The organism is Cytobacillus horneckiae, assembly GCF_002835735.1.
Classification (GTDB): domain Bacteria; phylum Bacillota; class Bacilli; order Bacillales; family Cytobacillaceae; genus Cytobacillus; species Cytobacillus horneckiae.
Genome location: NZ_PISD01000020.1, coordinates 59,670 through 82,817 on the forward strand (window position 1 = coordinate 59,670; position 23,148 = coordinate 82,817).

Annotated in this window: 23 protein-coding genes; 13 read left to right on the forward strand and 10 right to left on the reverse strand. The window is 36.2% G+C overall.

Annotation, left to right across the window (positions count from 1 at the left end):
* Positions 1 to 299: 299 nt before the first annotated feature.
* Positions 300 to 770, reverse strand: a complete 471-nt coding sequence (locus CWS20_RS10840; RefSeq protein WP_066195716.1) for a thioredoxin family protein — start codon at positions 768 to 770, stop codon at positions 300 to 302.
* The gene (locus CWS20_RS10845; protein ID WP_066195718.1) at positions 767 to 1,210 is read right to left on the reverse strand and encodes a disulfide oxidoreductase; all 444 of its coding nucleotides are present in this window, start codon (positions 1,208 to 1,210) and stop codon (positions 767 to 769) included. Before CWS20_RS10845 ends, CWS20_RS10840 begins: the two co-directional genes overlap by 4 nt.
* Positions 1,211 to 1,650: 440 nt before the next feature.
* Here CWS20_RS10845 and CWS20_RS10850 point away from each other — a divergent pair, with 440 nt between their 5' ends.
* From CWS20_RS10850 to CWS20_RS10865, 4 genes are all read left to right on the forward strand, one after another.
* Entirely contained in the window at positions 1,651 to 3,150 is a 1,500-nt protein-coding gene (locus CWS20_RS10850; protein WP_066201458.1) for a bifunctional GNAT family N-acetyltransferase/carbon-nitrogen hydrolase family protein, read from the forward strand.
* A gap of 180 nt (positions 3,151 to 3,330) precedes the next feature.
* Positions 3,331 to 5,058 carry a phospho-sugar mutase gene (locus tag CWS20_RS10855; RefSeq protein WP_066195719.1) on the forward strand — a complete coding sequence of 576 codons (1,728 nt, stop codon included), beginning with the start codon at positions 3,331 to 3,333 and terminating at the stop codon, positions 5,056 to 5,058.
* 190 nt (positions 5,059 to 5,248) lie between these two features.
* Positions 5,249 to 6,340, forward strand: coding sequence for a GAF domain-containing sensor histidine kinase (locus tag CWS20_RS10860; RefSeq protein ID WP_066201459.1), 1,092 nt, complete (start codon positions 5,249 to 5,251; stop codon positions 6,338 to 6,340).
* A 13-nt stretch (positions 6,341 to 6,353) separates the two neighbouring features.
* Complete coding sequence (locus CWS20_RS10865; protein ID WP_066195723.1) at positions 6,354 to 6,977, forward strand: response regulator; 624 nt, start codon at positions 6,354 to 6,356, stop codon at positions 6,975 to 6,977.
* Positions 6,978 to 7,101: 124 nt separating this feature from the next.
* On the opposite strand, the gene CWS20_RS10870 is transcribed toward CWS20_RS10865, so the two are convergent.
* Positions 7,102 to 7,353: a YhdB family protein gene (locus CWS20_RS10870; RefSeq protein WP_066195725.1), complete on the reverse strand. Its 252-nt coding sequence runs from the start codon at positions 7,351 to 7,353 to the stop codon at positions 7,102 to 7,104.
* Positions 7,354 to 7,583: 230 nt separating this feature from the next.
* Between CWS20_RS10870 and CWS20_RS10875 the strand changes: the two genes are divergently transcribed.
* The 3 genes from CWS20_RS10875 (at position 7,584) to CWS20_RS10885 (ending at position 10,285) form a co-directional block, all read left to right on the forward strand.
* Positions 7,584 to 7,928, forward strand: a complete 345-nt coding sequence (locus CWS20_RS10875) for a DUF3889 domain-containing protein (RefSeq protein ID WP_066195730.1) — start codon at positions 7,584 to 7,586, stop codon at positions 7,926 to 7,928.
* Positions 7,929 to 8,085: 157 nt separating this feature from the next.
* A complete protein-coding gene (locus CWS20_RS10880; protein ID WP_066195732.1) occupies positions 8,086 to 8,658 on the forward strand; it encodes a PepSY domain-containing protein in 573 nt (190 codons plus the stop codon).
* Between the two features lie 217 nt (positions 8,659 to 8,875).
* On the forward strand, positions 8,876 to 10,285 hold the full coding sequence (locus tag CWS20_RS10885; protein ID WP_066201462.1) for a SpoVR family protein: 1,410 nt from the start codon (positions 8,876 to 8,878) through the stop codon (positions 10,283 to 10,285).
* 456 nt (positions 10,286 to 10,741) lie between these two features.
* Here CWS20_RS10885 and CWS20_RS10890 read toward each other — a convergent pair whose 3' ends face one another.
* A complete protein-coding gene (locus CWS20_RS10890; RefSeq protein WP_066195736.1) occupies positions 10,742 to 11,608 on the reverse strand; it encodes a YitT family protein in 867 nt (288 codons plus the stop codon).
* Between the two features lie 315 nt (positions 11,609 to 11,923).
* On the opposite strand from CWS20_RS10890, the gene CWS20_RS10895 reads away from it, so the two are divergent.
* Complete coding sequence (locus tag CWS20_RS10895; RefSeq protein WP_066195739.1) at positions 11,924 to 12,844, forward strand: cation diffusion facilitator family transporter; 921 nt, start codon at positions 11,924 to 11,926, stop codon at positions 12,842 to 12,844.
* Here CWS20_RS10895 and CWS20_RS10900 read toward each other — a convergent pair.
* Positions 12,841 to 13,155, reverse strand: a complete 315-nt coding sequence (locus tag CWS20_RS10900) for an ArsR/SmtB family transcription factor (RefSeq protein WP_066195742.1) — start codon at positions 13,153 to 13,155, stop codon at positions 12,841 to 12,843. The genes CWS20_RS10895 and CWS20_RS10900 overlap by 4 nt on opposite strands.
* 218 nt (positions 13,156 to 13,373) lie before the next feature.
* Between CWS20_RS10900 and CWS20_RS10905 the strand changes: the two genes are divergently transcribed.
* The 3 genes from CWS20_RS10905 to CWS20_RS10915 all read left to right on the forward strand — a co-directional run bounded on the left by CWS20_RS10905 (position 13,374) and on the right by CWS20_RS10915 (position 16,239).
* The gene (locus CWS20_RS10905) at positions 13,374 to 14,069 is read left to right on the forward strand and encodes a response regulator transcription factor (RefSeq protein ID WP_066195745.1); all 696 of its coding nucleotides are present in this window, start codon (positions 13,374 to 13,376) and stop codon (positions 14,067 to 14,069) included.
* The gene (locus CWS20_RS10910; RefSeq protein ID WP_066195748.1) at positions 14,062 to 15,468 is read left to right on the forward strand and encodes a sensor histidine kinase; all 1,407 of its coding nucleotides are present in this window, start codon (positions 14,062 to 14,064) and stop codon (positions 15,466 to 15,468) included. The genes CWS20_RS10905 and CWS20_RS10910 overlap by 8 nt, the downstream gene beginning before the upstream one ends.
* A 279-nt stretch (positions 15,469 to 15,747) precedes the next feature.
* Positions 15,748 to 16,239, forward strand: a complete 492-nt coding sequence (locus CWS20_RS10915) for a hypothetical protein (RefSeq protein WP_066195751.1) — start codon at positions 15,748 to 15,750, stop codon at positions 16,237 to 16,239.
* Positions 16,240 to 16,343: 104 nt separating this feature from the next.
* On the opposite strand, the gene CWS20_RS10920 is transcribed toward CWS20_RS10915, so the two are convergent.
* The 3 genes from CWS20_RS10920 to CWS20_RS10930 form a co-directional block, all read right to left on the reverse strand.
* The gene (locus CWS20_RS10920) at positions 16,344 to 17,699 is read right to left on the reverse strand and encodes a hemolysin family protein (RefSeq protein ID WP_066195754.1); all 1,356 of its coding nucleotides are present in this window, start codon (positions 17,697 to 17,699) and stop codon (positions 16,344 to 16,346) included.
* A gap of 63 nt (positions 17,700 to 17,762) precedes the next feature.
* Positions 17,763 to 18,164, reverse strand: a complete 402-nt coding sequence (locus CWS20_RS10925) for a MerR family transcriptional regulator (RefSeq protein ID WP_083957330.1) — start codon at positions 18,162 to 18,164, stop codon at positions 17,763 to 17,765.
* Between the two features lie 313 nt (positions 18,165 to 18,477).
* Positions 18,478 to 19,014 carry a GNAT family N-acetyltransferase gene (locus CWS20_RS10930; RefSeq protein WP_066195759.1) on the reverse strand — a complete coding sequence of 179 codons (537 nt, stop codon included), beginning with the start codon at positions 19,012 to 19,014 and terminating at the stop codon, positions 18,478 to 18,480.
* A 189-nt stretch (positions 19,015 to 19,203) separates the two neighbouring features.
* Between CWS20_RS10930 and CWS20_RS10935 the strand changes: the two genes are divergently transcribed.
* Positions 19,204 to 20,445, forward strand: coding sequence for a dicarboxylate/amino acid:cation symporter (locus CWS20_RS10935; protein ID WP_066195762.1), 1,242 nt, complete (start codon positions 19,204 to 19,206; stop codon positions 20,443 to 20,445).
* Positions 20,446 to 20,666: 221 nt separating this feature from the next.
* Here the strand turns inward: CWS20_RS10935 and CWS20_RS10940 are convergent, their stop codons facing one another.
* Positions 20,667 to 21,794 carry an ATP-binding protein gene (locus tag CWS20_RS10940; RefSeq protein WP_066195765.1) on the reverse strand — a complete coding sequence of 376 codons (1,128 nt, stop codon included), beginning with the start codon at positions 21,792 to 21,794 and terminating at the stop codon, positions 20,667 to 20,669.
* A gap of 183 nt (positions 21,795 to 21,977) precedes the next feature.
* Between CWS20_RS10940 and CWS20_RS10945 the strand changes: the two genes are divergently transcribed.
* The gene (locus CWS20_RS10945; RefSeq protein WP_066195768.1) at positions 21,978 to 22,439 is read left to right on the forward strand and encodes a helix-turn-helix transcriptional regulator; all 462 of its coding nucleotides are present in this window, start codon (positions 21,978 to 21,980) and stop codon (positions 22,437 to 22,439) included.
* Positions 22,440 to 22,494: 55 nt separating this feature from the next.
* On the opposite strand, the gene CWS20_RS10950 is transcribed toward CWS20_RS10945, so the two are convergent.
* Positions 22,495 to 23,001, reverse strand: a complete 507-nt coding sequence (locus CWS20_RS10950) for a universal stress protein (RefSeq protein ID WP_066195771.1) — start codon at positions 22,999 to 23,001, stop codon at positions 22,495 to 22,497.
* Between the last annotated feature and the right edge of the window lie 147 nt (positions 23,002 to 23,148).

Consider the following 23,148-nt stretch of genomic DNA (forward strand, 5'->3'; position numbering starts at 1 on the left):
TACACCTTAATAATGTCCATTTGATGCTTGACTAGGATCAAGCATAAAGCGGTGCATGACAAGCTTTTAAAAAGAAATGAAAATTGATAGTGGAATTAAATGTAATCAGCATATCAGACGCTAAAAATAAAGTGTCTGATATGTTTTTTATTTATGGGGGATTTTACTTAATTATAGATTTTTGATCGTAAATTAATTTAACTGAATAGAACTTAACCACCTAAAAAGAGCCTTGCTATATGAAGCAAGGCTCTTATATTTTCATATCAAATTCACGTTACAGCGGTAGAAGTTTCATTTTATTTAGAATGCTCATTAAACCAATCTTCGAAAACCGCTTTATTTTGATAGCCTGTGATTCTTGCCACTTCTTTGCCATCTTTATATTGCACAATTGTAGGCGTTTGAGTTATGCCATAGTCATCCCAGCCTTCTTCAAATTCAAGAAGATTATACTGCAATAAGTCAACACCCATATCTTCTGATAAAGGTGAAACAACAGGAGTGGTTTTTTTACAATGAGGGCAAGTTGGGCTAAAGAAATACACAGTTGCGTCGCCATCATCGGATAACTCATCATTAAGGTCAGCTGGAAGGACAATATTACTGTAATTTGGATCATCGAGCTGTTTTACTGTTTCAGGGTGAAGCTTGCTTTTCCCATATGGATTATTACCAGATACTTTTTCTTCGTTCTGCATTTTAGTTAGAATGCCTACCCCGGCAAATAATAAAACAATAATAGCTAAAAAGATGATGACTTTTTTCAATGAGCTTCCTCCTTCGTTTTTCTATAAATCATTAAACTGCAAATAAAAATAATGATAAAAGCAATCAGCGCAAGAAACGGGATGGTAATAAATCCAAGCCAATTAATATATTGACCTGTGCACGGGACCCGTCCACAGGCTGGGGCGATGTCTGAAAGGAATGACAATTTTTGTAAACCGTAATGATATAATGAGATAAGGCCACCGATGCCTGATAATATCATTGTATAAAGACTAATGCGGTAGTCTTTTTTGACGACTGCAATCCCGAGAATTACTACAAACGGATACATAAGAATACGTTGATACCAGCATAGTTCACATGGCTCATATTGTCTGATTTCGGAAAAGTATAAACTTCCGAACATAGCAATTACTGAGGCAGCCCAAGCAGAGAAAAGTAAATTTTCACGGCTATCTTTTTTCGGTTTTTGTTCCATAAGCTTCTCCTTAACTAAAAAAATTTAAAAAGGTGTACATTTTTAAGCCAGCTCAGCGTCAAAACTTTTTTGCCTTTCCTTTAACACATTAAAAATTATACGTTTGTCAATAACATAATGTAAATGTAGCCGCCAATGATTCGGAAAATGTTCAAAAAAATAACATACTTTTCGCAAATTTGCACGGTTGTTTGTGAAAACAATGAAATAAGCTATCACAATCATAGCATAATATAAGAAGGATTATAAATAAGTAAAATAGGGTATAAGAAATGAGTGTATTTGACGCAGCAGCTGGCTGCGCATCCATTCAAAGCTAGTAAAGTCAGGGATTGCGGACAATAATAGCAAGCTTGATTTGATTACTGAAATGTACTGCATAAGTATTTAAAGGGGCGTTTAACTTGGAAAAATTAGACTTGAGTAAATTTGAAAAGAAAATGATTATTCGAAATATGAAGCATGAAGATATAGATGATATTATTGCTCTTCAAGAGGTGTGTTTTCCCGGAATGGTTCCTTGGAAAACAGCGCATCTTGAAAGTCATTTAGAAATATTTCAAGAGGGACAATTTGTGGCTGAATTTGACGGCGAAATAATTGGCTCATGTTCAAGCTTGATTATTAATTTTGATGAATATGATGACAGGCACTCATGGGCAGATGTGACCGATGATGGCTATATCACAAACCATAATGATGACGGTTATAACTTATATGGTATTGAAGTAATGGTTCATCCAGATTATCGAAGAATGAAAATAGGGCACAGATTATATGAGAAGCGAAAAGAGCTGGCCCGTGAATTAAACTTAAAAAGTATCATCATAGGAGGCCGCATTCCTAATTATCATAAATATGCAAAAGAAATGAGTCCGAGGGAATATGTAAACGAAGTGTCATTACATACTATATATGATCCGGTTTTATCGTTTCAGCTATTAAATGGATTTACTTTAATGAGAATAAATCCTAACTATCTTCCTGATGATATGCAATCAAATAAATATGCGACCTTAATGGAATGGAATAATGTTGATTATAAATCAACTACAAAACGCTTTTATAAAACAAGCTATCCGGTAAGAATTTGTGTCGTTCAATATATGATGAGACAAATCAATTCATTTGAGGACTTTGCCAGTCAGGTGGAATACTTTACAGATGTTGCTTCAGATGCAGAAGCAGATTTCGCTGTGTTTCCTGAATTATTTACAACTCAGCTCATGTCATTTCTGGATGAAAAGGTTCCAAGCCTCGCAATTCGGAAGCTGACTGAGTTTACAGAGGAATACATTCAATTATTTACTGACTTGGCTGTACGCTACAATATTAACATTATTGGCGGATCGCATTTTGTAAAGGAAGACGAAGATAAAATATATAATATTGCCTATTTATTTAGACGCGATGGGACAATTGAAAAACAGTATAAGCTCCATATTACTCCTAATGAAAGAAAATGGTGGGGAATTAGTGCCGGCGATTCAGTAAAAGTGTTTGATACGGATTGCGGAAAAATTGCGATTCAAATATGCTATGATATTGAATTTCCAGAGCTAGCCAGGATTGCAACTGAAAAAGGAGCAAAAATTATTTTTGTGCCGTTTTGTACCGAGGATCGCGAGGGCTACTTAAGGGTAAGATATTGTGCTCAAGCTAGAGCAATTGAAAATCAAATTTATACGGCGATTTCTGGTACAGTTGGGAATCTCCCTCAAACAGAAAACATGGACATCCAATATGCGCAATCTGCTATCTTCTCGCCGTCGGACTTTGAATTTTCTCGGGATGGGATTGTTGGAGAAGCAAATCCAAATATTGAAATGGTCCAAATTGGAGATGTCGATTTAGAAGTTTTAAGAAGGAAAAGACAGGATGGGACAGTCAGACATTTAAAAGATCGAAGACATGATATTTATCAAATTAAATACAAGTAAAACAAAGGTTATTATACATTAGAAAGGGTTAAGCTGACTAATTAGGCTTGACCTATTGTTTGGAATGCTTGAAAATTATAAAAAGATGAACTTTTTATTTTATATGGATGTGTTCATAAAAGGAGTATAATTATCCGATATAGAATATAGAAAAAAAGTGTGTATTTCGGAGGGGAAATAATGGATTGGAAGAATAAAGCGGACAGCTGGATGAATTTTAAAGAATTAGATCCAATGCTGCAGTCAGAGTTAGTCACTATCTCAAAGGATGAAAAGCATTTAGAAGAAGCTTTTTATAAAAACCTGGAATTTGGTACCGGCGGCATGCGCGGAGAAATTGGGCCGGGTACAAATCGGATGAATATTTATTCTGTTAGAAAAGCATCTGCCGGACTTGCGGCATATATAGATGAAAACGGTCAGGAAGCGAGAGTAAGAGGTGTCGTCATCGCCTATGATTCACGTCATATGTCTCCGGAATTTGCGATGGAAGCAGCTAAAACGATGGCCACAAGAGGCATTCAAACATATGTATTTGATGAATTGCGCCCGACACCTGAGCTATCTTTTGCAGTGCGATATTTACATGCATATGCAGGCATTGTCATTACAGCAAGTCATAATCCTCCAGAATACAATGGATATAAAGTGTATGGTTTTGATGGAGCACAGCTTTCGCCAACAGCAGCAGATGCAGTTATTGAAAAGGTAAATGAGATTGAGGATGAACTGAGAATAGAAGTAGCTGATGAGGAATCTTTAAGAGAAAAAGGCTTAATCGTCACAATAGGAGAATCCATTGATCGTGCCTATTTGGAGAAGCTTCAAACGATCTCTGAAAATCCAACTATAGGTGAACAGACCGATTTATCAATTGTATTTTCACCTTTGCATGGAACCGGTAATAAGCCCGTTAGGAATGGCTTGGCTACTCTGCATTATAAAAATGTCCATGTTGTCGCAGCACAGGAATTGCCTGATGCTAATTTTTCCACAGTAAATAGCCCAAACCCGGAAGAGAAATCTGCCTTTGAACTTGCCATTAAGGAAGGTGAAAAAGTAAATGCAGACCTGTTAATTGCAACTGATCCGGATGCAGACCGCCTTGGGATTGCTGTCAAGAATCATGATGATGAATACGAATTATTAACAGGTAATCAAACAGGTGCATTACTACTTCATTACATTTTGTCTCAAAAAGAAGAAAAAGGAACACTGCCTACAAATGGAATCGTCTTAAAAACAATTGTGACATCCGAACTTGGCCGCAAAATAGCAGAATCTTATCAATTAACTTCTAAAGATGTCCTAACTGGCTTTAAATTTATTGCTGAAAAAATAAAAGAATACGAAGTGTCTGGAGAATATAAATTTGTTTTCGGATACGAAGAAAGCTACGGGTATTTAATTGGCGATTTTACACGTGATAAAGACGCAGTACAAGCGGCATTGCTAGCAGCAGAAGCCGCAGCGTACTACAAAGAAAATGGCCATTCCCTTTATGAAGCATTGATCAGTATTTATGAAAAGCATGGCTATTTCCAAGAGGGTTTAAAGTCGCTTACATTAAAAGGGATAGATGGCTCGGCGATCATCGCTAAAATCTTATCTTCCTTCCGTGAAAACCCGCCGCTTGCAGTGGGAGAGTTAAAGCTTGAAGCGACCGAAGATTATTTAACAAGTGTAAGAACTGAAGTTGGAGGCAATGAATCAACAATTGATTTGCCAAAATCTAATGTATTAAAATACTTCTTTGATGATGGCACTTGGATTTGCTTGCGTCCATCAGGCACTGAACCAAAAATCAAATTTTATTTTGGCGTAAATGGCGAATCATTAGAGCAAAGTAAACAGAAATTAACAGAAGTCGAAGAAAGCTTCATGAAGCTTGTTGAAACAAAGCTATAAAAATTTGAGCTGGATGAAATTCATCCAGTTTTTTTGTCTTCATTTCTACAACTTAGGATGTAGAATAATTCATAAAAATGGTGGAAGCTTTAAATTGAAAAAGCGATATAATGGATATATGATTTAGTATTAAGTTTGAAAAAACCTTCAAGAAGGTGTGAGAGTAGTGAATCAAAAGCTGCCATCCGAGATGGAAATTTTAAAGGAAATTGCTGAACTTCTTAATGAGGGCACTGAATTAAATAGCCTTTTGCCAGAAGTTTTACATAAATTATTGTATGTTACTGACCTTCATACGGGCTGGGTTTTTTTAATCGAAGATGGTGAGCCATATTTAGCGGCGCATGAAAATTTGCCAGAGGCATTATCACATCATAATCTCGAACCGATGTGCAAGCATGACTGCTGGTGTGTAGACAGGTTTAAAAACGGCAGGCTCCAAAAAGCAACTAATATTATTAATTGTAAAAGAATTGAAGAAGCGCAAATAGAAAACAAATATGATACAAGAGGGTTGACCCATCATGCAACTGTACCGCTTCGTGCTGCAAATGAGATGTTCGGTGTACTAAACGTGGGTTCGCCGAATAAAAAGCATTTTGATGATGAAGAACTTGCATTATTAGAGGCAGTCGCTTTTCAAATTGGAACTGCTTTAAAAAGGATTAAATTAACACAAAGGGAACAGGAAACGGCTCTTATGGAAGAAAGAAACCGGTTAGCTAGAGACCTCCATGATTCAGTTAACCAGTTATTGTTTTCCTTAAGCCTGACAGCCAGAGGTGGTAAAGAAATGGCAAAGGAAGAGGAAATAAAAGAGACATTCTCATATATACACGATTTATCGAGGCAGGCACTTCAAGAGATGAGGGCGCTTATCTGGCAATTAAAGCCACAAGGCTTGGAAGGCGGCTTGATTACAGCTATACAAGCTTATAGTGAGATGGTTGGCTTAAACTTGAAGTATAATGTCGATGGCATTACTACTTTGCCCGGAAAAGTGGAGGAAACTTTATGGAGAATCGTTCAAGAAGCGATGGCCAATTGCAAAAAACATTCAGGACAATTAAATATAGAGATTGCGCTTTACACAAATCAAAAAAATAAAGTAGTGATGGTCATTTCTGATCAAGGAGCAGGCTTTCAATATAACGAAAAAACAAAACTGCCCTCTTTAGGGTTAAAAAGCATGAAGGAAAGAGTGGAAGGTTTAAATGGTCATTTTTGTTTGCAAACTGAGGCAGGTAAAGGAACAATGATAACAGTAACGATCCCAGTGTAAGGGGGAATAAGAAGTGAAAGTATTAATTGCGGATGATCATCATGTTGTAAGAAGGGGACTTGTGTTTTTTTTGAAAACGCAGCCTGGGATAGAAATAGTTGGAGAAGCAAGCAATGGGAATGAAGCGGTAAAACAAGTTGGAGAATTGCATCCTGATATTGTGCTAATGGATCTCGATATGCCAATCATGAATGGAATTGAAGCAACAAAAGAAATTAAAAAAGCATTTCCACAAGTGAAAATCATGATATTAACAAGCTTCTCTGACCAGGTTCATGTGATTCCAGCAATTGAAGCAGGCGCATCGGGTTATCAGCTAAAGGATATCGAACCAGATGAACTTGTAGAAGCAATGAAGAGGCTACTAGCCGGTGAGAATCAACTCCATCCAAAAGCAACTACACATTTATTATCCCGAATTTCACAAAAAAGTATTAATCCTATTGAGCAATTAACGAAACGAGAGTTGGATGTATTAAAAGAAATAACTAAGGGCAAGAGTAATAAAGAAATTTCAGCCGCGTTGTTTATTACTGAAAAAACTGTAAAGACTCATGTTTCGAACATCCTTTCAAAACTTGAAGTTGCTGATCGCACACAAGCTGCATTATTAGCCGTCCGTAATGGTTTTTCATAAAGTGGGGCATACCGATGGAATAGACACCCCAGTAGTAACGAGCGAACAGTCTTAACGGGTACTAAGTTGTGATTAATCAACAATAAAAAAACACGGCATAGGCCGTGTTTAAATTGGTGGAATTCTACATCAAATATGGAGAAGCGGTCTTAATTTCATTTTCTGATAAGTGATTGGCGTAGTCAATATAGCTTAGTAAAGAATATAAGTGTTGTTCAATAACGGTGTAATCCTTTTCAAAGTTATATGCGTGAAGAAAGTGTTCAATTTTCTTAGACAAAAACTGGTCATTTGTACGAACCATTAGTATAAGCAAATTATCCCACTCAGAACGATGAGTGTAGTATAATGCTCGATCATAGTCAACTTTATTCATCTGTCCTCTCCTCCCTTGGGAGTTGATAATAGTTTGCGCGATGTCAGCTAACTTTTTCGCACAAAAAATTGGACGGCTTGATTTTAAACGATTATCAGGTTTTACCTGTATAAAGGCTAATCAAAAACCAAGCATCTGCACTTAAAATAAATCAAAATCACAATCGTTACATAAATTAAAATCATTATGCAAATAATACAAACAGTCATGTCTAACTAATGGAGGTAGCGATGAAAAAACTGTTGATTGGGCTGTTTTCAATTGTTTGTTTGAGTTACATATATACTCCTGTATTTGCCGATGAACATACTTTATCTGAACATCAGGAAAAGGTTGATTATGAAAAATATGGTCGAATAGCTACTGCTGTTGTCAAGGAAGATTATCCAGGTGAAGAGGTAATCGATTATAAATATGCCGGGCGACGAAAAATTTCAGAAAACGAAGTAATCGATTCTTTCGTATTTGAAGTAATGGAAAATGGAAAGCCTGTTATCGTTTTAGTAAAGATAACTCACCGTTTAGATGCAAGTAAATTCATTAGCCTAACGGTTGAAGAGCAATCAAGCAACTAATTGGACTAGAGCTGTTTCCTTATTAAATTGGAAATAGCTCTTTTTCTTATGAACATTTCTAATCAAATTTTAATCTTTCTCTCCCTCTTCTCTCATTTTGGCGGTTTATATTAAGGATAAGCAAAAAACAACCGAAAAATATAAGGAGGAAATAATAATGAGAAAGAAATTAGTGGCAGGTTTAATTTCAGTTGCTGTAGTATTTGGAGGGGTTTATGCTGTATCGGCAGTTGAAAATAATAAGCAGGAGTCTCCGGCCGCAGCTATTGGCAATGATGAAGCAAAGAAAGCAACAAGTAAGCAAACATCTGAATTAATTACAATAGAAAAAGCGGCAGATATTGCCTTAAATGAACAGAGTGGCGAGGTCGTCGACATTGAACTAGATGCAAAGCGAGGAAACGCTATTTATGAAATTGAAATCCAAAATAAAGGTAAGGAAGCAGATGTAAAACTTGATGCATTTACTGGAGAGGTGCTCTCTGTTAAATCAAAGCAAGATGATGATGACGATGATACTGCACTTCCATTCGAAAAAGGTGTACTCAATATAAATAAAGCAATTAAATTAGCTGAAGAAGAAACAAGTGGTAAAGTAAAAGAAGTGAATATTGACTTAGAAAACGGAACACTTATTTATGATTTTGAACTAAAAGGAAATAAGGATGAAGTGGAACTCACATTAGATGCAAAAACTGGTGAAGTCCTTGATGTCGAGTATGATGACTAAAAAGCAAGCCGCGTAGGCTTGCTTTTTTCAGCGTGTTGAGAAAGAGATAATAAGAAAATCGCAAACCTCATCATGATTAGTTTGAATGAGTTTCTCTCCAGCCTGGCAAGTAGATTAGGCTTTCGTCTCACATATCCTCGTGAATTAACAATGTGCACTCATCATTCCCATTGTTAAATCATAGATTATGGTAAGGAAGAAGATGGGGAGTGAAGAGATGCTGTTAAATGATAATCAGTCGTTAGAATATGCCATTCAGGAAATTACTGAAATTGCCACAGGCTTTGGATTAGATTTTTACCCGATGCGCTATGAAGTTTGTCCGGCTGAAATTATATATACATTCGGTGCGTATGGAATGCCAACTAGATTTTCTCATTGGAGCTTTGGAAAGCAATTTTTTAAAATGAAACTACATTATGATTTAGGTTTATCTAAAATTTATGAGCTTGTAATTAATTCAGATCCTTGCTATGCCTTCTTGCTTGATTCGAACTCATTGATTCAAAATAAATTAATCGTTGCACATGTACTGGCACACTGCGATTTCTTTAAAAATAATTTCCGCTTCAATAATACAAAAAGAGATATGGTTGAAAGCATGGCTGCAACAGCAGACAGAATCCGTCAATATGAAATTAATTATGGCAAAAAAGAAGTCGAGACATTTCTAGATGCGATATTAGCTATTGAAGAGCATATTGACCCATCATTAATGAGGCCAAAGTTTATATGGGATACGGATGAAGAGGAAGAAAGTTCAACGATTCTTAACGCCTCCCCTTATGATGATCTTTGGGACTTGGACCAAAGCGGTATGAAGGAAGAAAAAACGAAGAAAAAGAAGAAATTCCCGCCAAAGCCTGAGAAAGATATCCTCTTATTTATTGAGCATTACAGTCGTGAACTAACAGATTGGCAAAGAGATATATTAACAATGATGAGAGAGGAAATGCTGTATTTCTGGCCGCAATTAGAAACCAAAATTATGAATGAGGGCTGGGCCTCCTATTGGCATCAACGAATTTTAAGAGAGATGGATTTAACCTCAGGTGAAGCATTGGAATTCGCAAAGCTGAATGCTGGTGTTGTTCAACCTTCCAAAACAAGCATTAATCCATATTACTTAGGTTTGAAAATCTTCGAGGATATTGAAGAAAGGTATAATAACCCGACAAAGGAAATGTTGGAAAGAGGGGTAAAGCCAGGATCGGGAAGAGAAAAAATGTTTGAGGTAAGAGAGATCGAATCTGATATCTCATTTATTCGAAATTACTTAACAAAGGATTTAGTCATGCGCGAAGACATGTATTTGTTCCAAAAGCAAGGCAAAGATTATAAGGTAGTAGACAAAACATGGGAAAATGTCCGTGATCAACTAGTCAGCATGAGAGTGAATGGAGGATTTCCATATATTACTGTAAACGATGGAGATTACATGAAGAATGGGGAACTTTACTTAAAGCATTGGTTTGAAGATGTCGAGCTCGATTTGAAATATTTAGAGAAAGTATTGCCATATATCCATCAATTATGGGGCAGACCTGTTCATATGGAAACGATTGTAGAAGGCAAGCAAATGGTATTTACGTATGATGGAAAGGCAATTCATCGGAAGTACTTATAAAAAGGAGGAGACCTTATTTACAAGGTCTCTTTAGACTGTAGAGAAACTCATTTCAAATAAAAATGCTGAGGATTGGGATTTTCCGAGGCTTACTTACCGCTCACTTCCAAAGGGGGGGGTGAACGTTGAACGCGCTTCTTCCCAGTGCCTACAAAGCAGAAAAAAGAGGAAAAGGGCACTCCTAATCGAAGAAAACAGTATTTCTAGATTGAACGAAAATGGAGACAAATACGAATAAGTCCTCTTTTTAGCGACGAACATATGATTAAAAGAGGAGCTCGTCACTTTAAACAGCAAATAAAGTGTCGAAAGGCCAAAAGCAAGAAGCCACCGCCACTCCAAAGAGATATATTCGTCCAAAATACGCAAAAACCACGAGATGTGATGAAGCACATTTCGTGGTTTTTCTTTAAAAAGGTGCTATTGAGACAGCCCTTTGTTATAAATTCATTGAACTTAATGGATGGCAGATTTGAACTTGCTTCCTTGTGCTTCCTGAGTATCCATGATGGTAGTAAAGGCAATAGGGTCGATTTCATTTATGATTGATTTAAGTTTAGAGATTTCCAGCCTAGTGACAACAACATAAATGATTTCCTTTTCATTATCCTTAAAGCCACCTTTACCCTTTAGCTTTGTTACTGTACGGCCTAATCTTTCTATAATGGCTTCAGACATTTCTACATATTGATCAGAGACAATCAAAACCGCCTTCGTATCACCTTCAAAGCCTTGGACAACCGTGTCAATCGTCTTGGAGGCCACATAATATGCAATGATTGAGTACATTGCTTGTTCCCAGCCTAAAACAAATCCCGCCAATGTGAAGACAAAAACGTTAAAAAACATCACAAATTCTCCTATAGAAAATGGTATTTTTTTCGTTAGCAAAATACCCAATATCTCCGTTCCATCCAATGCTCCGCCATGTCTAATCACCAGCCCAACACCAGCGCCAAGAATAAGACCGCCAAATACAGTGGCAAGCAGGGGAGTCGTTGTAAAAGCTGTGAAGTGATGTAGCTGGGATTCGACTACTGCAAGGGCAATAATTCCAAAAAGAGATGAAATAAAAAAGTTTTTCCCAATTAATTTATATCCTGCAAATAGAAAAGGAATATTAAAGATAATAATTAAAATTCCAAAGTTAATATTGGTTAAATTATTTACGATGAGAGAGATACCGATTATTCCACCATCAATAATTAAGTTAGGAATCAGAAATAATTCAATAGCTAATGCTGCCATTGCTGCACCAATAAAGACCATTATGTAGCGATAAATGAGATGAGTCATACTTTCAGGTTTATGTGTTTTTCCCATAAAAAATTGTCCTTCCTTATGTAAAAATAGATACCGTCTAAATCGATTATGTAACAGGTGTTTAATGGTAATTTTAAATAGTTGTTCATTTATTGGAAAAAGATGTATTTATATTTTACCACTTCTTTAAAAGGATAAAAAATTTTTTCGTTAGGGGAAGTATAATTTTGCAGCAACGATAGGTTTTGGTAGAAAGGAATCTTGGCTACCGCAAAGTTTTGTAAAAAAATTTTTTTTATATCCTTGAACAGTTCATTGATTTGGTACATAATATATATGAGCATATATTCATATATTGTTAAGGAGGTATTTTCAATGGGTCATAATCATTCTCACTCACATTCACACGGTCATCACCATGCAACAACTAACAAAAAAGTTCTTCTTTGGGCATTTTTGTTAATTGCATCATTTATGGTAGTCGAATTTATCGGCGGCATTCTAACTAATAGCTTGGCACTGCTTTCTGATGCCGGTCATATGCTGAGCGATGCAGCTGCATTAGGTTTAAGCTTTTTAGCAATTAAAATGTCTGAGAGAAAGTCAACTTCATCAAATACATTTGGATATAAGCGGTTTGAAATCATTGCGGCAGCAATCAATGGCATCACATTACTCGTCATATCTTTATATATTTTCTATGAAGCCTATCACCGAATATTGAATCCTCCAGAGGTTCAAAGTCTTGGTATGCTGGCGATCGCCACCATTGGATTGATTGTTAACATAGTAGCAGCGTTTATCTTAATGAAGGGTGATAAAGATGATAACCTTAATGTGAAAAGCGCGTTTCTTCATGTACTGGGTGATTTGTTAGGATCAATTGGTGCAATTGTAGCTGGTTTACTTATGTATTTCTTCAACTTGGGGATAGCAGATCCAATTGCCAGTATAATCGTAGCCATTCTAATCTTAATTAGTGGCTGGCGTGTAACAAAGGAATCCTTTCATATTTTGATGGAAGGGGCGCCAGATGATGTGAATACTGCACATATTAAAGAATCGTTGCTGAATATTCCCGAAGTAGCAAGTATTCATGATCTGCATGTATGGACAATTACATCGGGCTTTCCATCCTTAAGTTGCCATTTAGTGCTAGATGATGATGAAAGCCATGATAAAGTCCTTCATAAAGCAAAATCCACTCTTCATGATGAGTTTGGAATAGAGCATAGTACCATCCAGGTTGAAGGGAGGAGCAGCGGCTGTCCAGGCCATCAGGACAGCTGCAATTAAGAATGCTGCGTATGTTCGATTGCTTGCTTTAACAAACTCATCACATGTTCGTCATCATGGCTATAATAGAGCGTGGTTCCTTCACGACGGAACTTGACCAGTCTTAAGTTTTTTAAAAACCTTAATTGATGTGAGACTGTAGATTGCAGCAGTGAAAGCTTCTCAGCGATTTCGTTAACAGAATGTTCTTCATGAAATAATAAATGCAATATTCTTAATCTCGTTGGATCTGATAAAGCTTTAAAAGTTTGTGTAACTAGAAACAATGTTTCTTCGTCTAATTCAACATAATTCGATGGATCATTATTCATTTCATGTCACCTACCTATTAAATAGTATATCCTTGATGATTTGGAAATGGAAATAGAAATCGTTTACCCGTTAATAAGAAATTAGTGGGTTTTCCAGATACTGTTATATTGAATCCTCTTCGCTATTAATATGAAAAATTTATTTATCCGTAAATTGAAAAGAAGCGGTTAGTTAGGTTAAATTGAATGTATAGAAGATTTTAGTTAGGATGGTGTACGTGAACATATTAGTAGTAGAAGATAATGAAAGTGTTTGTTCAATGCTGGAGATGTTTTTCATGAAAGAAGGTTATCAAGGGACATTTGTCCATGATGGGCAATCCGGCTTTGATGAATTTAATAAAGATAGATGGGATTTAATCATTGTTGACTGGATGCTTCCTTTAATGGACGGCGTTACACTTTGTCGGAAAATAAGGGAACTGAGCGGCGTCCCTATTATTATGCTAACAGCTAAAGATAGTGAATCAGACCAAGTATTAGGCTTGGAAATGGGAGCGGATGATTATGTAACCAAGCCATTTAGTCCGCTTACACTAATGGCGAGAATTAAAGCGGTAACGCGGCGATTCCAAACTGATTCAATTGATAAAGAAAACCATTTTATTTCAAGCCAGCACTTTAAAATAAGTAAAGACTCTAGAGAAGCCTATTATAATGGAGAGCTATTAGCCAATTTGACCCCTAAGGAATTCGACTTGCTTTACTATTTTATTAAACACCCTAAACAGGTATTTTCTCGAGAACAATTGCTTGATAAGGTTTGGGGCTATCAGTTTTATGGAGATGAGAGGACAGTGGACGTCCATATTAAAAGACTGAGAAAGAAAATTAGCAATGCTGAACAGCCTTTTATTCATACTGTATGGGGCGTCGGCTATAAGTTTGATGAAACGGCAGATTCTCATGAGTAATAAATATTTTTATAAGCTGCTTTCCAGCCATATTATGATTTTAGTGTTGGCATTTTTGCTGATCGGTTTATTATTTTCACAGTTTGTTAAAAATTACATTTTTGAAAACAAGGTGAATGAGCTAAGTGAATATGGAGAGCAAATACTATTAGATGTGACATTAAAGTCCAATGATACAGAAGAACTCTTGCGGAAATATAGCCAGCTCCTTGATGCTAGAAAAATTCAATATATTCTTTTTGATGGAAATGCAGATATTATTTATCCTAATGTATTAATGGATCCAAGTTTAAGGATTTCACAAGCTGAATGGAAGCAATTATCAACCGGAGAATCAATTTCCATTATGCACGACATTAAACGATTTGATCAGGAAGTTACGCTCGTTGCATTGCCATATATGCAGGGAGGGAAGATTTCTGGCGGGATTTTACTGCTGTCACCTATAAGCAGCTCTATGCAAATGATTGGTCAATTAAATAAATACCTATTCTATACAATTTGTATTTCTTTTACTGCAGCTATTCTGCTTAGCTGGTTCTCTTCAATAAATTTATCAAATCGAATTAGAGCTTTTAGAAAGGCGACTTCGATGATATCTTCAGGAAACTATAATGTAAATGTTCCCGATAATAAAAAGGATGAATTAGGTCATCTCGCACGCGATTTTAATAATATGGCCAATAAATTAAAAGAATCAAATCAAGAGATAGAAAGGCTTGAAAATAGAAGGCAGAAATTCCTCGCAGATGTTTCACACGAGCTGAGAACGCCATTAACAACAATTAGTGGGCTGGCAGAAGGTATAAAAAACGAGCTTATTCCTGAGCAAGAAGTTGAAAAAGGGATGACCCTAATTGATCGGGAAGCAAAAAGGTTAATTAGGCTTGTGAATGAAAACCTGGATTATGAAAAAATTCGGTCTAACCAATTGCATCTTTATTTGATCGACATCGAAGTCATCGAAGTATTTGAAGTCGTTAGCGACCAGCTCCTCATGCAAGCTGAAGAGAAAAATAATCAAATCTTTATTGAAGCTGCTGATAATTTAACTGTTAAGGCTGATTATGACCGTCTCGTTCAAATATTAGTGAACATTGTTAAAAACAGTATTCAATTTACTGAAAACGGCTGGGTGTCACTAAGAGCAATCGATCAGGATGAATGCATTCAAATTGAAATAGAAGATAATGGAATTGGAATTGATCCGAAGGAAGTGGACTGGATATGGGAAAGGTTTTATAAAGCAGATTCGTCCAGAACGAACAGTTATTTTGGTGAGTTTGGCATTGGCCTTTCTATTGTAAAACAGCTTGTTGAGTTACATGATGGGAAAATTGAGGTGTCGAGTGAACCGAAGAAAGGAACGACATTTAGATTATTCTTTCCTAAGAAATAGCAAAGATTTTTTAGCTTGCAGATATAAAACTTGTCTGCAGGCTTTTTTAGTATGCGTTCATTCATTACGAGCAGTGGGACAACGGCTGTTTTTAAATAGATTACCATCTTAACAAAGACCTTATTAATTGCCTCGTGGAGGTGATTGGCGAGAGGATCGAGGTAAGTTGATAAGAAAGTACGGGATTCCCATCAAGAAAACCGCCGTCCGAGTTCAGTTGATAAGAAAGCGCGGGATTCCTATCAAGAAAACGTCCTACCGAGTAAAGTTGATAAGAAAGTGCCGGATTCCCATCAAGAAAACTTCCCACTGAGTAAAGTTGATAAGAATGTGTCGGATTCCCATCAAGAAAACATCCTACCGAGTAAAGTTGATAAGAAAGTGCCGGATTCCCATCAAGAAAACGGTCCTCTGAGTAAAGTTGATAAGAATGTGCCGGATCCCTATCAAGAAAGCGGCTCTCTGAGTAAAGTTGATAAGAAAGCGTGGGATTCCCATCAAGAAAACGTCCCACCGAGTAAAGTTGATAAGAAAGCGCTGGATTCCCATCAAGAAAACCGCCCACCGAGGCAAGTTGATAAGAAAGTGCGGGATTCCCATCTAAAAAGCACAAAGATTGAAAAAAAGGACAGTATGATGAATAAACCACTGAAGCTTATTCGAACAGATTTTCTCTTAGTGAAGAAAACTATTTGTATGCGAAAGGTGATGGAGAAGAGCTGTGTTTTATTGTTTTTTGCGGGGACTAGACAAAGTGAATGTGGAATTTGATATTGTCGCTATTTCATAAAAAAAGAGAAACTAAAAAGCAGGACAGAAAAACTGGTTATTTTCCGTCCTGCTTTTTTTATTCGGGACTATTCGGACAGCCCCATTTAAATTTGCACTTGTGATTCTGTTAATGGAATCTTTTGAGGAGCTGTTTCCTCAATTTCAGGAATATGCGTCACCTCGACTGACTTTATATGATGATCTTCCATCTCAAGAATTTTAAAGCGGTAGGAGGCGTGTTCAAGGATATCGCCTTCCTTTGCTTCATAATCCTCTGTTAAGATCCAACCGCCTATTGTGTCTACATCCTCATCATTTATATCAATCTCTAATAAATCATTGATTTGACTTACAAGCACCTTAGCATCAAAGATATAATGCTTTTCCTTCACCTTTTGAACACTTGGTACTTCATCTACATCAAATTCGTCGCGAATGTCTCCTACGATTTCTTCAATAATATCTTCGACGGTGACGAGGCCTGAAGTGCCTCCATATTCATCCATTAAAATCGCCATATGGATGCGTTCCTTTTGCATCTTTAAGAGTAGATCATGAATCGGTATAGAATCGATTACACGGATGATCGGGCGCATATATGATTCGAGTTTTTTTGTAGGTGCTTCTTTTTTATCGGAAATAAGTTCGGTCAATATCTCTTTAATATTAATCAATCCAATAATATGATCTTTATCACCGTCAATAATTGGATACCTTGTAAACTTTTCATTTTTGGCTATATGCAGAAATGATTCTAAACTATCTTCCTTCGATAATGAGACAATTTCTGTTCTCGGTACCATGATTTCTTTAGCAATTCGGTCATCAAAGTCGAAGATTTTATTTACATACTTAAACTCAGATTGGTTAATTTCGCCACTTTCATAACTTTCTGAAAGGATAATACGAAGCTCCTCTTCAGAATGGGCCAAGTCGTGAGCAGATGCAGGCTTAAGGCCAAATAGGCTGGTTAATAGTCTGGCAGATCCGTTTAAAACCCATATAAAAGGGAACATTAATCTATAGAACCAAATAAGCGGCTTTGCTACGATTAAAGTAACCGCTTCAGCTTTATGGATAGCAACTGTTTTCGGTGCAAGTTCTCCAACAACTACATGAAGGAATGTAACAATTAGGAAAGCAAAAGCAATCACTAGTACATGTGATAATGATTCAGGTATGTTGAAAAACTGAAATATTGGCGACAATATGCTTTCAAATGTTTTTTCCCCTAGCCACCCAAGTGCTAAAGCAGTAATGGTGATTCCTAGCTGGCAGGCAGATAAATACTCATCAAGATGTGTCGTCAATTTCTTTACAGCTACGGCTCTTGTGCTGCCTTCTTCAATTAATTGGTCAATTCTAGAACTTCGTATTTTTACAATGGCAAATTCCGAAACTACAAAAAATGCCGTTAAAGCAATTAAAATGGCTACTATAACCAAGTTAAATATGTCCAAATAAGTTCCCCTTTCCCGACTAAACGGGCAGGGTGTCACCTCCTGATTAATAGAAAAGTTGGACTAGCTTTTTAAGCTTACAAGTGAACGTAGTAAAGCTGTGCCTTCGACTGATAGCAGCTTTGATACATCATCCTTCTGCTTCTCTTCAAGTTTCAATATTAGAGGTCTTAGTATGGATAGTTCATTTTGAAGCTGCTTCATCTGCAAGGCAACTGCCTGGGCATGTTTTTCTATTTCTCTTGTACGTATATCCCTTTTCCTGTTTATTTCTAGTTTTCTCTTAATCTCTTCAAGCGGTAAATGCATTTTCTTGCAATCTTCAATAAATCTTAAGTCTGCTAATGCATTCTCTGAGTAGATTCTATAATTTGATTTTGAGCGATCGGCATGTATTAACCCCATACATGTATAATAATCTATTGTCCTTTTAGTTACGTTTGCAATCTTTGCTAACTCACCGATGCGATAGAATACCCCATCTTATCACCTCAGTTTATATAATTTAGAGATAATTATACTTTACTAAAAACCATACAGTCAAACGTAGTGGTTTGAAAAAAGGGTTCCACTTATATTTTATTCGAAAATTCTGTAAATATGAAGGGCTAAATGTTAAAAACTCACCATTTAAGTTTAATTGCCTTAATTAACCGAAGTTGCTTCGCTAACGGCTCCATGGTCTATCTATCTGCTGCAATCAGCCAGGGTGAAAAATCCACACAGTAGAGGAATATTTGTCACAATAAAAACTTCATAAAGGTTAATAAAACCCACTTTACAGATTATTAGATAGCATCGAATAGAGGTATAAATCATGAAATTTGCCGTGGATGAGCTCTCCGTCACGGATGATCCCTTCTTTTGTAAAGCCTAATTTCTCGGGAATGGCACAGCTTTTTTTATTATTGACTGCACATCTTATTTCAACTCGATGCATGTTTAAATTGGTGAGGGCGTATTTCGTAATGCTGTTGACAGATTTAATAACAATTCCATTCCCTTGAAATTGTTCATCTAAAAAGTAGCCGATGCTGACATTCTTATTCGTCCAATCAAATGCATGCAAGCTAAGGGAGCCAACAAGCTTCTTTTGATAAAAAATGCCGGCATTTAGCCCCGTATTTTCGGCTGCTAAATGTAGCCAGCCCTGGATAATTTCATAGCTTCTTTGAATAGAAGTAGCATAATCTATCCATGGTAGCCATTCTCTAAAAAGCGACCTGTTGTTTTCAATCAAATAATAAAACTCATTTGTATGGGAAAGCTGTAATTGCTTTAAAGTTATCGCTTTATCGACCTTGTATTTAAACATCAGTTCACTGCCTCCTTTTGATAAAAAAATATTCATAGAGGCAAACTAACATGATTATAAAATAGCGAAAATAGATGTTAGGAATAGTAAAATAGAATCAAAAATATTTCAACATAACTCTTTTTCTTTGCGTAAACACGAAACTTTATATTATTCTTATATTTCGAACATAAAAATGGGAGGTCTTCTATGAAATTAACGACAAAAATTATTATTGCTTTAATAGCAGGTGCGGTAGTTGGTATTACATTAAATATTACGGCACCCGGAGTATTTTCTGTCCTTGATACGTGGTTATTCAGTCCGCTGGGGAAAATCTTTCTTAATTTAATTAGTATGCTTGTTATTCCTATTGTACTTTTTTCAATTATTTTAGGTTTTAATGGACTAGGTGACCCGAAGAACTTAGGGAGAATTGGTGTTAGAACAATTTTATATTTTATTTTCAGTACTTTTATAGCGCTTTCAATCGCGATCGCATTAGCTTTAGTATTTAAGCCTGGTGAGGTTGGAGAATTTAATACTTCTAGTGCAAGCTTCGAAGCAAAAGAAGCTCCGCCAGTGAGTGAAACGCTGCTGAACATTATTCCATCTAATCCATTTGCAGCGATGTCATCAGGAGATATGCTACAAATCATTGTATTTGCCGGCTTTATTGGATTTGCTTTAACAATGCTAGGAGAAAAAACAAAAGGGATAGTCAACTTAATTCAGCAAGGCAATGATATTATGATGTATCTTGTCGGAGTTGTTATGAAATTTGCACCGTATGGCGCATTTGGATTATTGGCTTCAGCAATTGGAAGCCAAGGCTTCTCTGCAATTAAAGCAATGGGATTATACATGACGATTGTCATTGCTGCACTGCTATTGCATATGCTTATCACATATGGAGGAACGGTGTACTTTTTGGGTGGAAAGAGAAACCCGTTTAAGTTCTTTAAAGGCTTCTCACCTGCAATGGGTGTTGCCTTCAGCACATCAAGTAGTAATGCTGTTCTCCCGTTGTCAATGGAAGTGGCGCAAAGTAATTTGAAAATTCCGAAATCGATCAGCAGTTTTGTTCAGCCGCTGGGCGCTACGATTAACATGGATGGGACAGCCATTATGCAAGGCGTGGCAACCATCTTTATTGCTCAAGTGTATGGAATAGATTTAAGCTTTGGTCAATTATTAACAGTTGTTCTAACAGCCGTCCTTGCTAGTATTGGTACAGCAGGTGTACCAGGAGTAGGCTTAATTATGCTCGCTATGGTTCTGCAATCTGTAAACCTGCCTGTCGAAGGGATTGCATTAATCTTAGGTATTGACCGTTTACTAGATATGGCACGTACGGCGGTAAATATTACTGGAGATGCAGCTTGTGCAGTTTGGGTAACAGAAGCAGAAAGAAAAAGAAAAGCTAAATTGAACGAAAATCCGGTTCAATAATTTTTAGTAAAGGCTATGTTAAATACTAATTGTTGATTTTTCCTCGCTGTTGATGACAGCGAATGTACGAGACTTCATGGTGAAATGGAGACCCATGAGTCGAAAAGCACGCCGAAGTTTTTTTTCTAACTTGTCAGCGAGCCGAGTGCATAGAGAGGTATGCAGCAACCAACTTTAAAAGAGAAAAAAGAGCTGACGATGAGCAGCTCTTTCTTTCTGTATCAATTGGATTGTTCTTGAATGGGTAAAATAATTGAAAAGACCGTTCTGCTTTTTTGGGATTCGCAAGTTAGTGTGCCACGATGTTTTTCGATAATTTCTTTACATACAAACAGTCCAAGTCCTGTTCCTAGTGTTTTAGTAGTAAAAAAAGGTTCAAAAATCGTTTGTACTAAATTTGCGGGAATTTCCGGCCCATTATTTGCTATATCAATTTGAACTTTTGTAGCATTGATGTTTTTTAAAATAATCTCTATAGTTGGATTTTTAGACTCAGGCGTCAGCACATCAATAGCATTAAATATAATATTAATTAAGACTTGTCTTATTTCGTCTTTATATCCGCACAAGAATACTTCCTTTGTGTGGTTTTCCTTAATGATTTTTACTTTGCTATCAAGGATACTCGGATAAAGAAAGTTAAGCACCTCGGAGATGAGCTCGTTCAAAGGAAAATTCACTTTTTCTTTTCCAATAAGTTCTTTTTTTGAGAGAAGCAAAAATTGGGAAATTCGGAAATTTAATTGTTCAATCTCATTTGAGATAATATCCAAATATTTCATATTTGGATAATCTGATTTTAATAGTTGGATGAATCCCTGGATTGAAGTTAAAGGGTTGCGAAATTCGTGTATAAAGCTTGATGTCATTTGTCCTAATAATGTGAGTCGATCCTTATGAGTGGAATCGATGAATTGATTTTTCTCTTTAATGATTTGATTTTGATTTTCACTATAGAAAGAGACGGCAAAATAAAGGAATTTATCAAAGCAATCATTCATCTGCTGAATATATATTCGCATCTCATTCTCGGTTGCATTAATTTGAAATAAATACTTTTGAGTGACTTCTCTGCCAGTTTTAATGGAATAAACAAAGTCTCCAATATTAAAACTGCTTATTCTCCGGCTTTGGATGGCTTCATGTGCAAGCACCATAAAAACATCATCATTGCATTCTTTATCGCAGAACACTTTCTTTAACAGGAGTTCCATGACTTTATTATTAATAACGTTATTATTATCCGAATCTGATTGTACATGACGGTTTTTTTCAGACCATTCATTTACGATATCTTCTTTTCTTTGATTGTAGAAAGCAGATAGTTTTTCATAGGTTCCAGCATACATTATCCAGTACCTCCATAAGTTCTCGGGTATTTATACAATTCGCTTATATTATCATAAATCCTTTTTAGATCTTATAACAGAAAAATAAAATGTTTTTTTATTTGAAAAATCATAATAATTAGCTTTATAATAGAGTAACCATGTGTAAATTTACACCACTACAAATAAGGGACTGAATTCATTTTGACGAGAGATGAAATAATTTTAAAAGTATCTGAAAAGATGCGCCTGATTAGAACGGAAGCAGGCTATACACAAGACAAAATGGCTGAGATTATTGGAGTATCAAAGAAAACACTCGTACAAATTGAAAAGGGACGGGCTGAAGCTGGCTGGTCAACGGTTGTCGCAGTTTGCGCTTTATTTCGCGAAACTGAAACTGTTCGTTTTTTATTTGGGAATGAACCATTAGAAGTGTTGGAAACGATTGCAAGAGAAGGAATCGATTATCGAAAAGAAAAAACATTAGGTGGAAAAATTTGGTGGAAAGAATTAAAGAAAGAAAACGGATTTATCCTGCAGCAAAATATTATTAGCCAGCATTATAGAATCATAGATGATGAACATTTTCGAGTATATAGCAGCTTTGATGAACGCTCGGCTACAGATCGGTTTGAAGAAGTAATTAAAGAAATTTTAATGTAATAAAGAAGCAGCCTATTTAGGCTGCTTTTTTGTGAGGATAATTTACAGAATTTATTTATTTTGCAATTAGCACATTGCAAGTTGCTTCTTTCGTAATTCTTTCACTTGTGCTGCCAAGGAACATTCTTTTAATACCATGGTTTGATGTACTGCCAACGATAATTAAATCAGAAGATTCGGCTTTTGCAAATTGACAAATGGCATCTGCGGGTTTACCCGTTAAAACTTCATATTTTAAGTCGATATTATATTTTCCTGCAATTTGCTTAGCATGGGAAATGGCTTCATCAACACTATTGATAATTCTAGAGTGTGAGGATGCCGGCTGTTCATGGTCACTGATGGACAGCGGCTGAATTTGCATGCCTTCAATCATATTTTGATTTGCTCTTAACTGTGGATCATGCGAAGCTACATGAGCATTCTCCGTTTTCTCCTCATCCACATGTGCTAATATAATCTCTGTATGCGGTGCCATTTTTAAAAAATCAATCCCTTTTTCTAAAGCATGTTTACTGCCTTCTGAGTCATCATAAGCAACGATGATTTTATTAAAAATCATAGATCATCATCCTTTCGTGATATGATTACTCTTTACCCGATATCGGCATGTACTAATCATAAAGTTTTAATTAATTGTACGTTCACTGACAATATCCACCGGTTTAAGAGTAATTCAAGAAGGGAAACTAACAGAAATAATATCGTG

Excerpts from the sequence above, each read along its gene's own strand:
- CWS20_RS10845 (WP_066195718.1), bottom strand. The coding sequence starts at position 1,210 with ATGGAACAAAAACCGAAAAAAGATAGCCGTGAAAATTTACTTTTCTCT.
- CWS20_RS10850 (WP_066201458.1), top strand. The coding sequence starts at position 1,651 with ATGATTATTCGAAATATGAAGCATGAAGATATAGATGATATTATTGCT.
- CWS20_RS10855 (WP_066195719.1), top strand. The coding sequence starts at position 3,331 with ATGGATTGGAAGAATAAAGCGGACAGCTGGATGAATTTTAAAGAATTA.
- CWS20_RS10860 (WP_066201459.1), top strand. The coding sequence starts at position 5,249 with ATGGAAATTTTAAAGGAAATTGCTGAACTTCTTAATGAGGGCACTGAA.
- CWS20_RS10870 (WP_066195725.1), bottom strand. The coding sequence starts at position 7,353 with ATGAATAAAGTTGACTATGATCGAGCATTATACTACACTCATCGTTCT.
- CWS20_RS10875 (WP_066195730.1), top strand. The coding sequence starts at position 7,584 with ATGAAAAAACTGTTGATTGGGCTGTTTTCAATTGTTTGTTTGAGTTAC.
- CWS20_RS10880 (WP_066195732.1), top strand. The coding sequence starts at position 8,086 with ATGAGAAAGAAATTAGTGGCAGGTTTAATTTCAGTTGCTGTAGTATTT.
- CWS20_RS10885 (WP_066201462.1), top strand. The coding sequence starts at position 8,876 with ATGCTGTTAAATGATAATCAGTCGTTAGAATATGCCATTCAGGAAATT.
- CWS20_RS10890 (WP_066195736.1), bottom strand. The coding sequence starts at position 11,608 with ATGGGAAAAACACATAAACCTGAAAGTATGACTCATCTCATTTATCGC.
- CWS20_RS10895 (WP_066195739.1), top strand. The coding sequence starts at position 11,924 with ATGGGTCATAATCATTCTCACTCACATTCACACGGTCATCACCATGCA.
- CWS20_RS10900 (WP_066195742.1), bottom strand. The coding sequence starts at position 13,155 with ATGAATAATGATCCATCGAATTATGTTGAATTAGACGAAGAAACATTG.
- CWS20_RS10910 (WP_066195748.1), top strand. The coding sequence starts at position 14,062 with ATGAGTAATAAATATTTTTATAAGCTGCTTTCCAGCCATATTATGATT.
- CWS20_RS10930 (WP_066195759.1), bottom strand. The coding sequence starts at position 19,014 with ATGTTTAAATACAAGGTCGATAAAGCGATAACTTTAAAGCAATTACAG.
- CWS20_RS10935 (WP_066195762.1), top strand. The coding sequence starts at position 19,204 with ATGAAATTAACGACAAAAATTATTATTGCTTTAATAGCAGGTGCGGTA.
- CWS20_RS10940 (WP_066195765.1), bottom strand. The coding sequence starts at position 21,794 with ATGTATGCTGGAACCTATGAAAAACTATCTGCTTTCTACAATCAAAGA.
- CWS20_RS10950 (WP_066195771.1), bottom strand. The coding sequence starts at position 23,001 with ATGATTTTTAATAAAATCATCGTTGCTTATGATGACTCAGAAGGCAGT.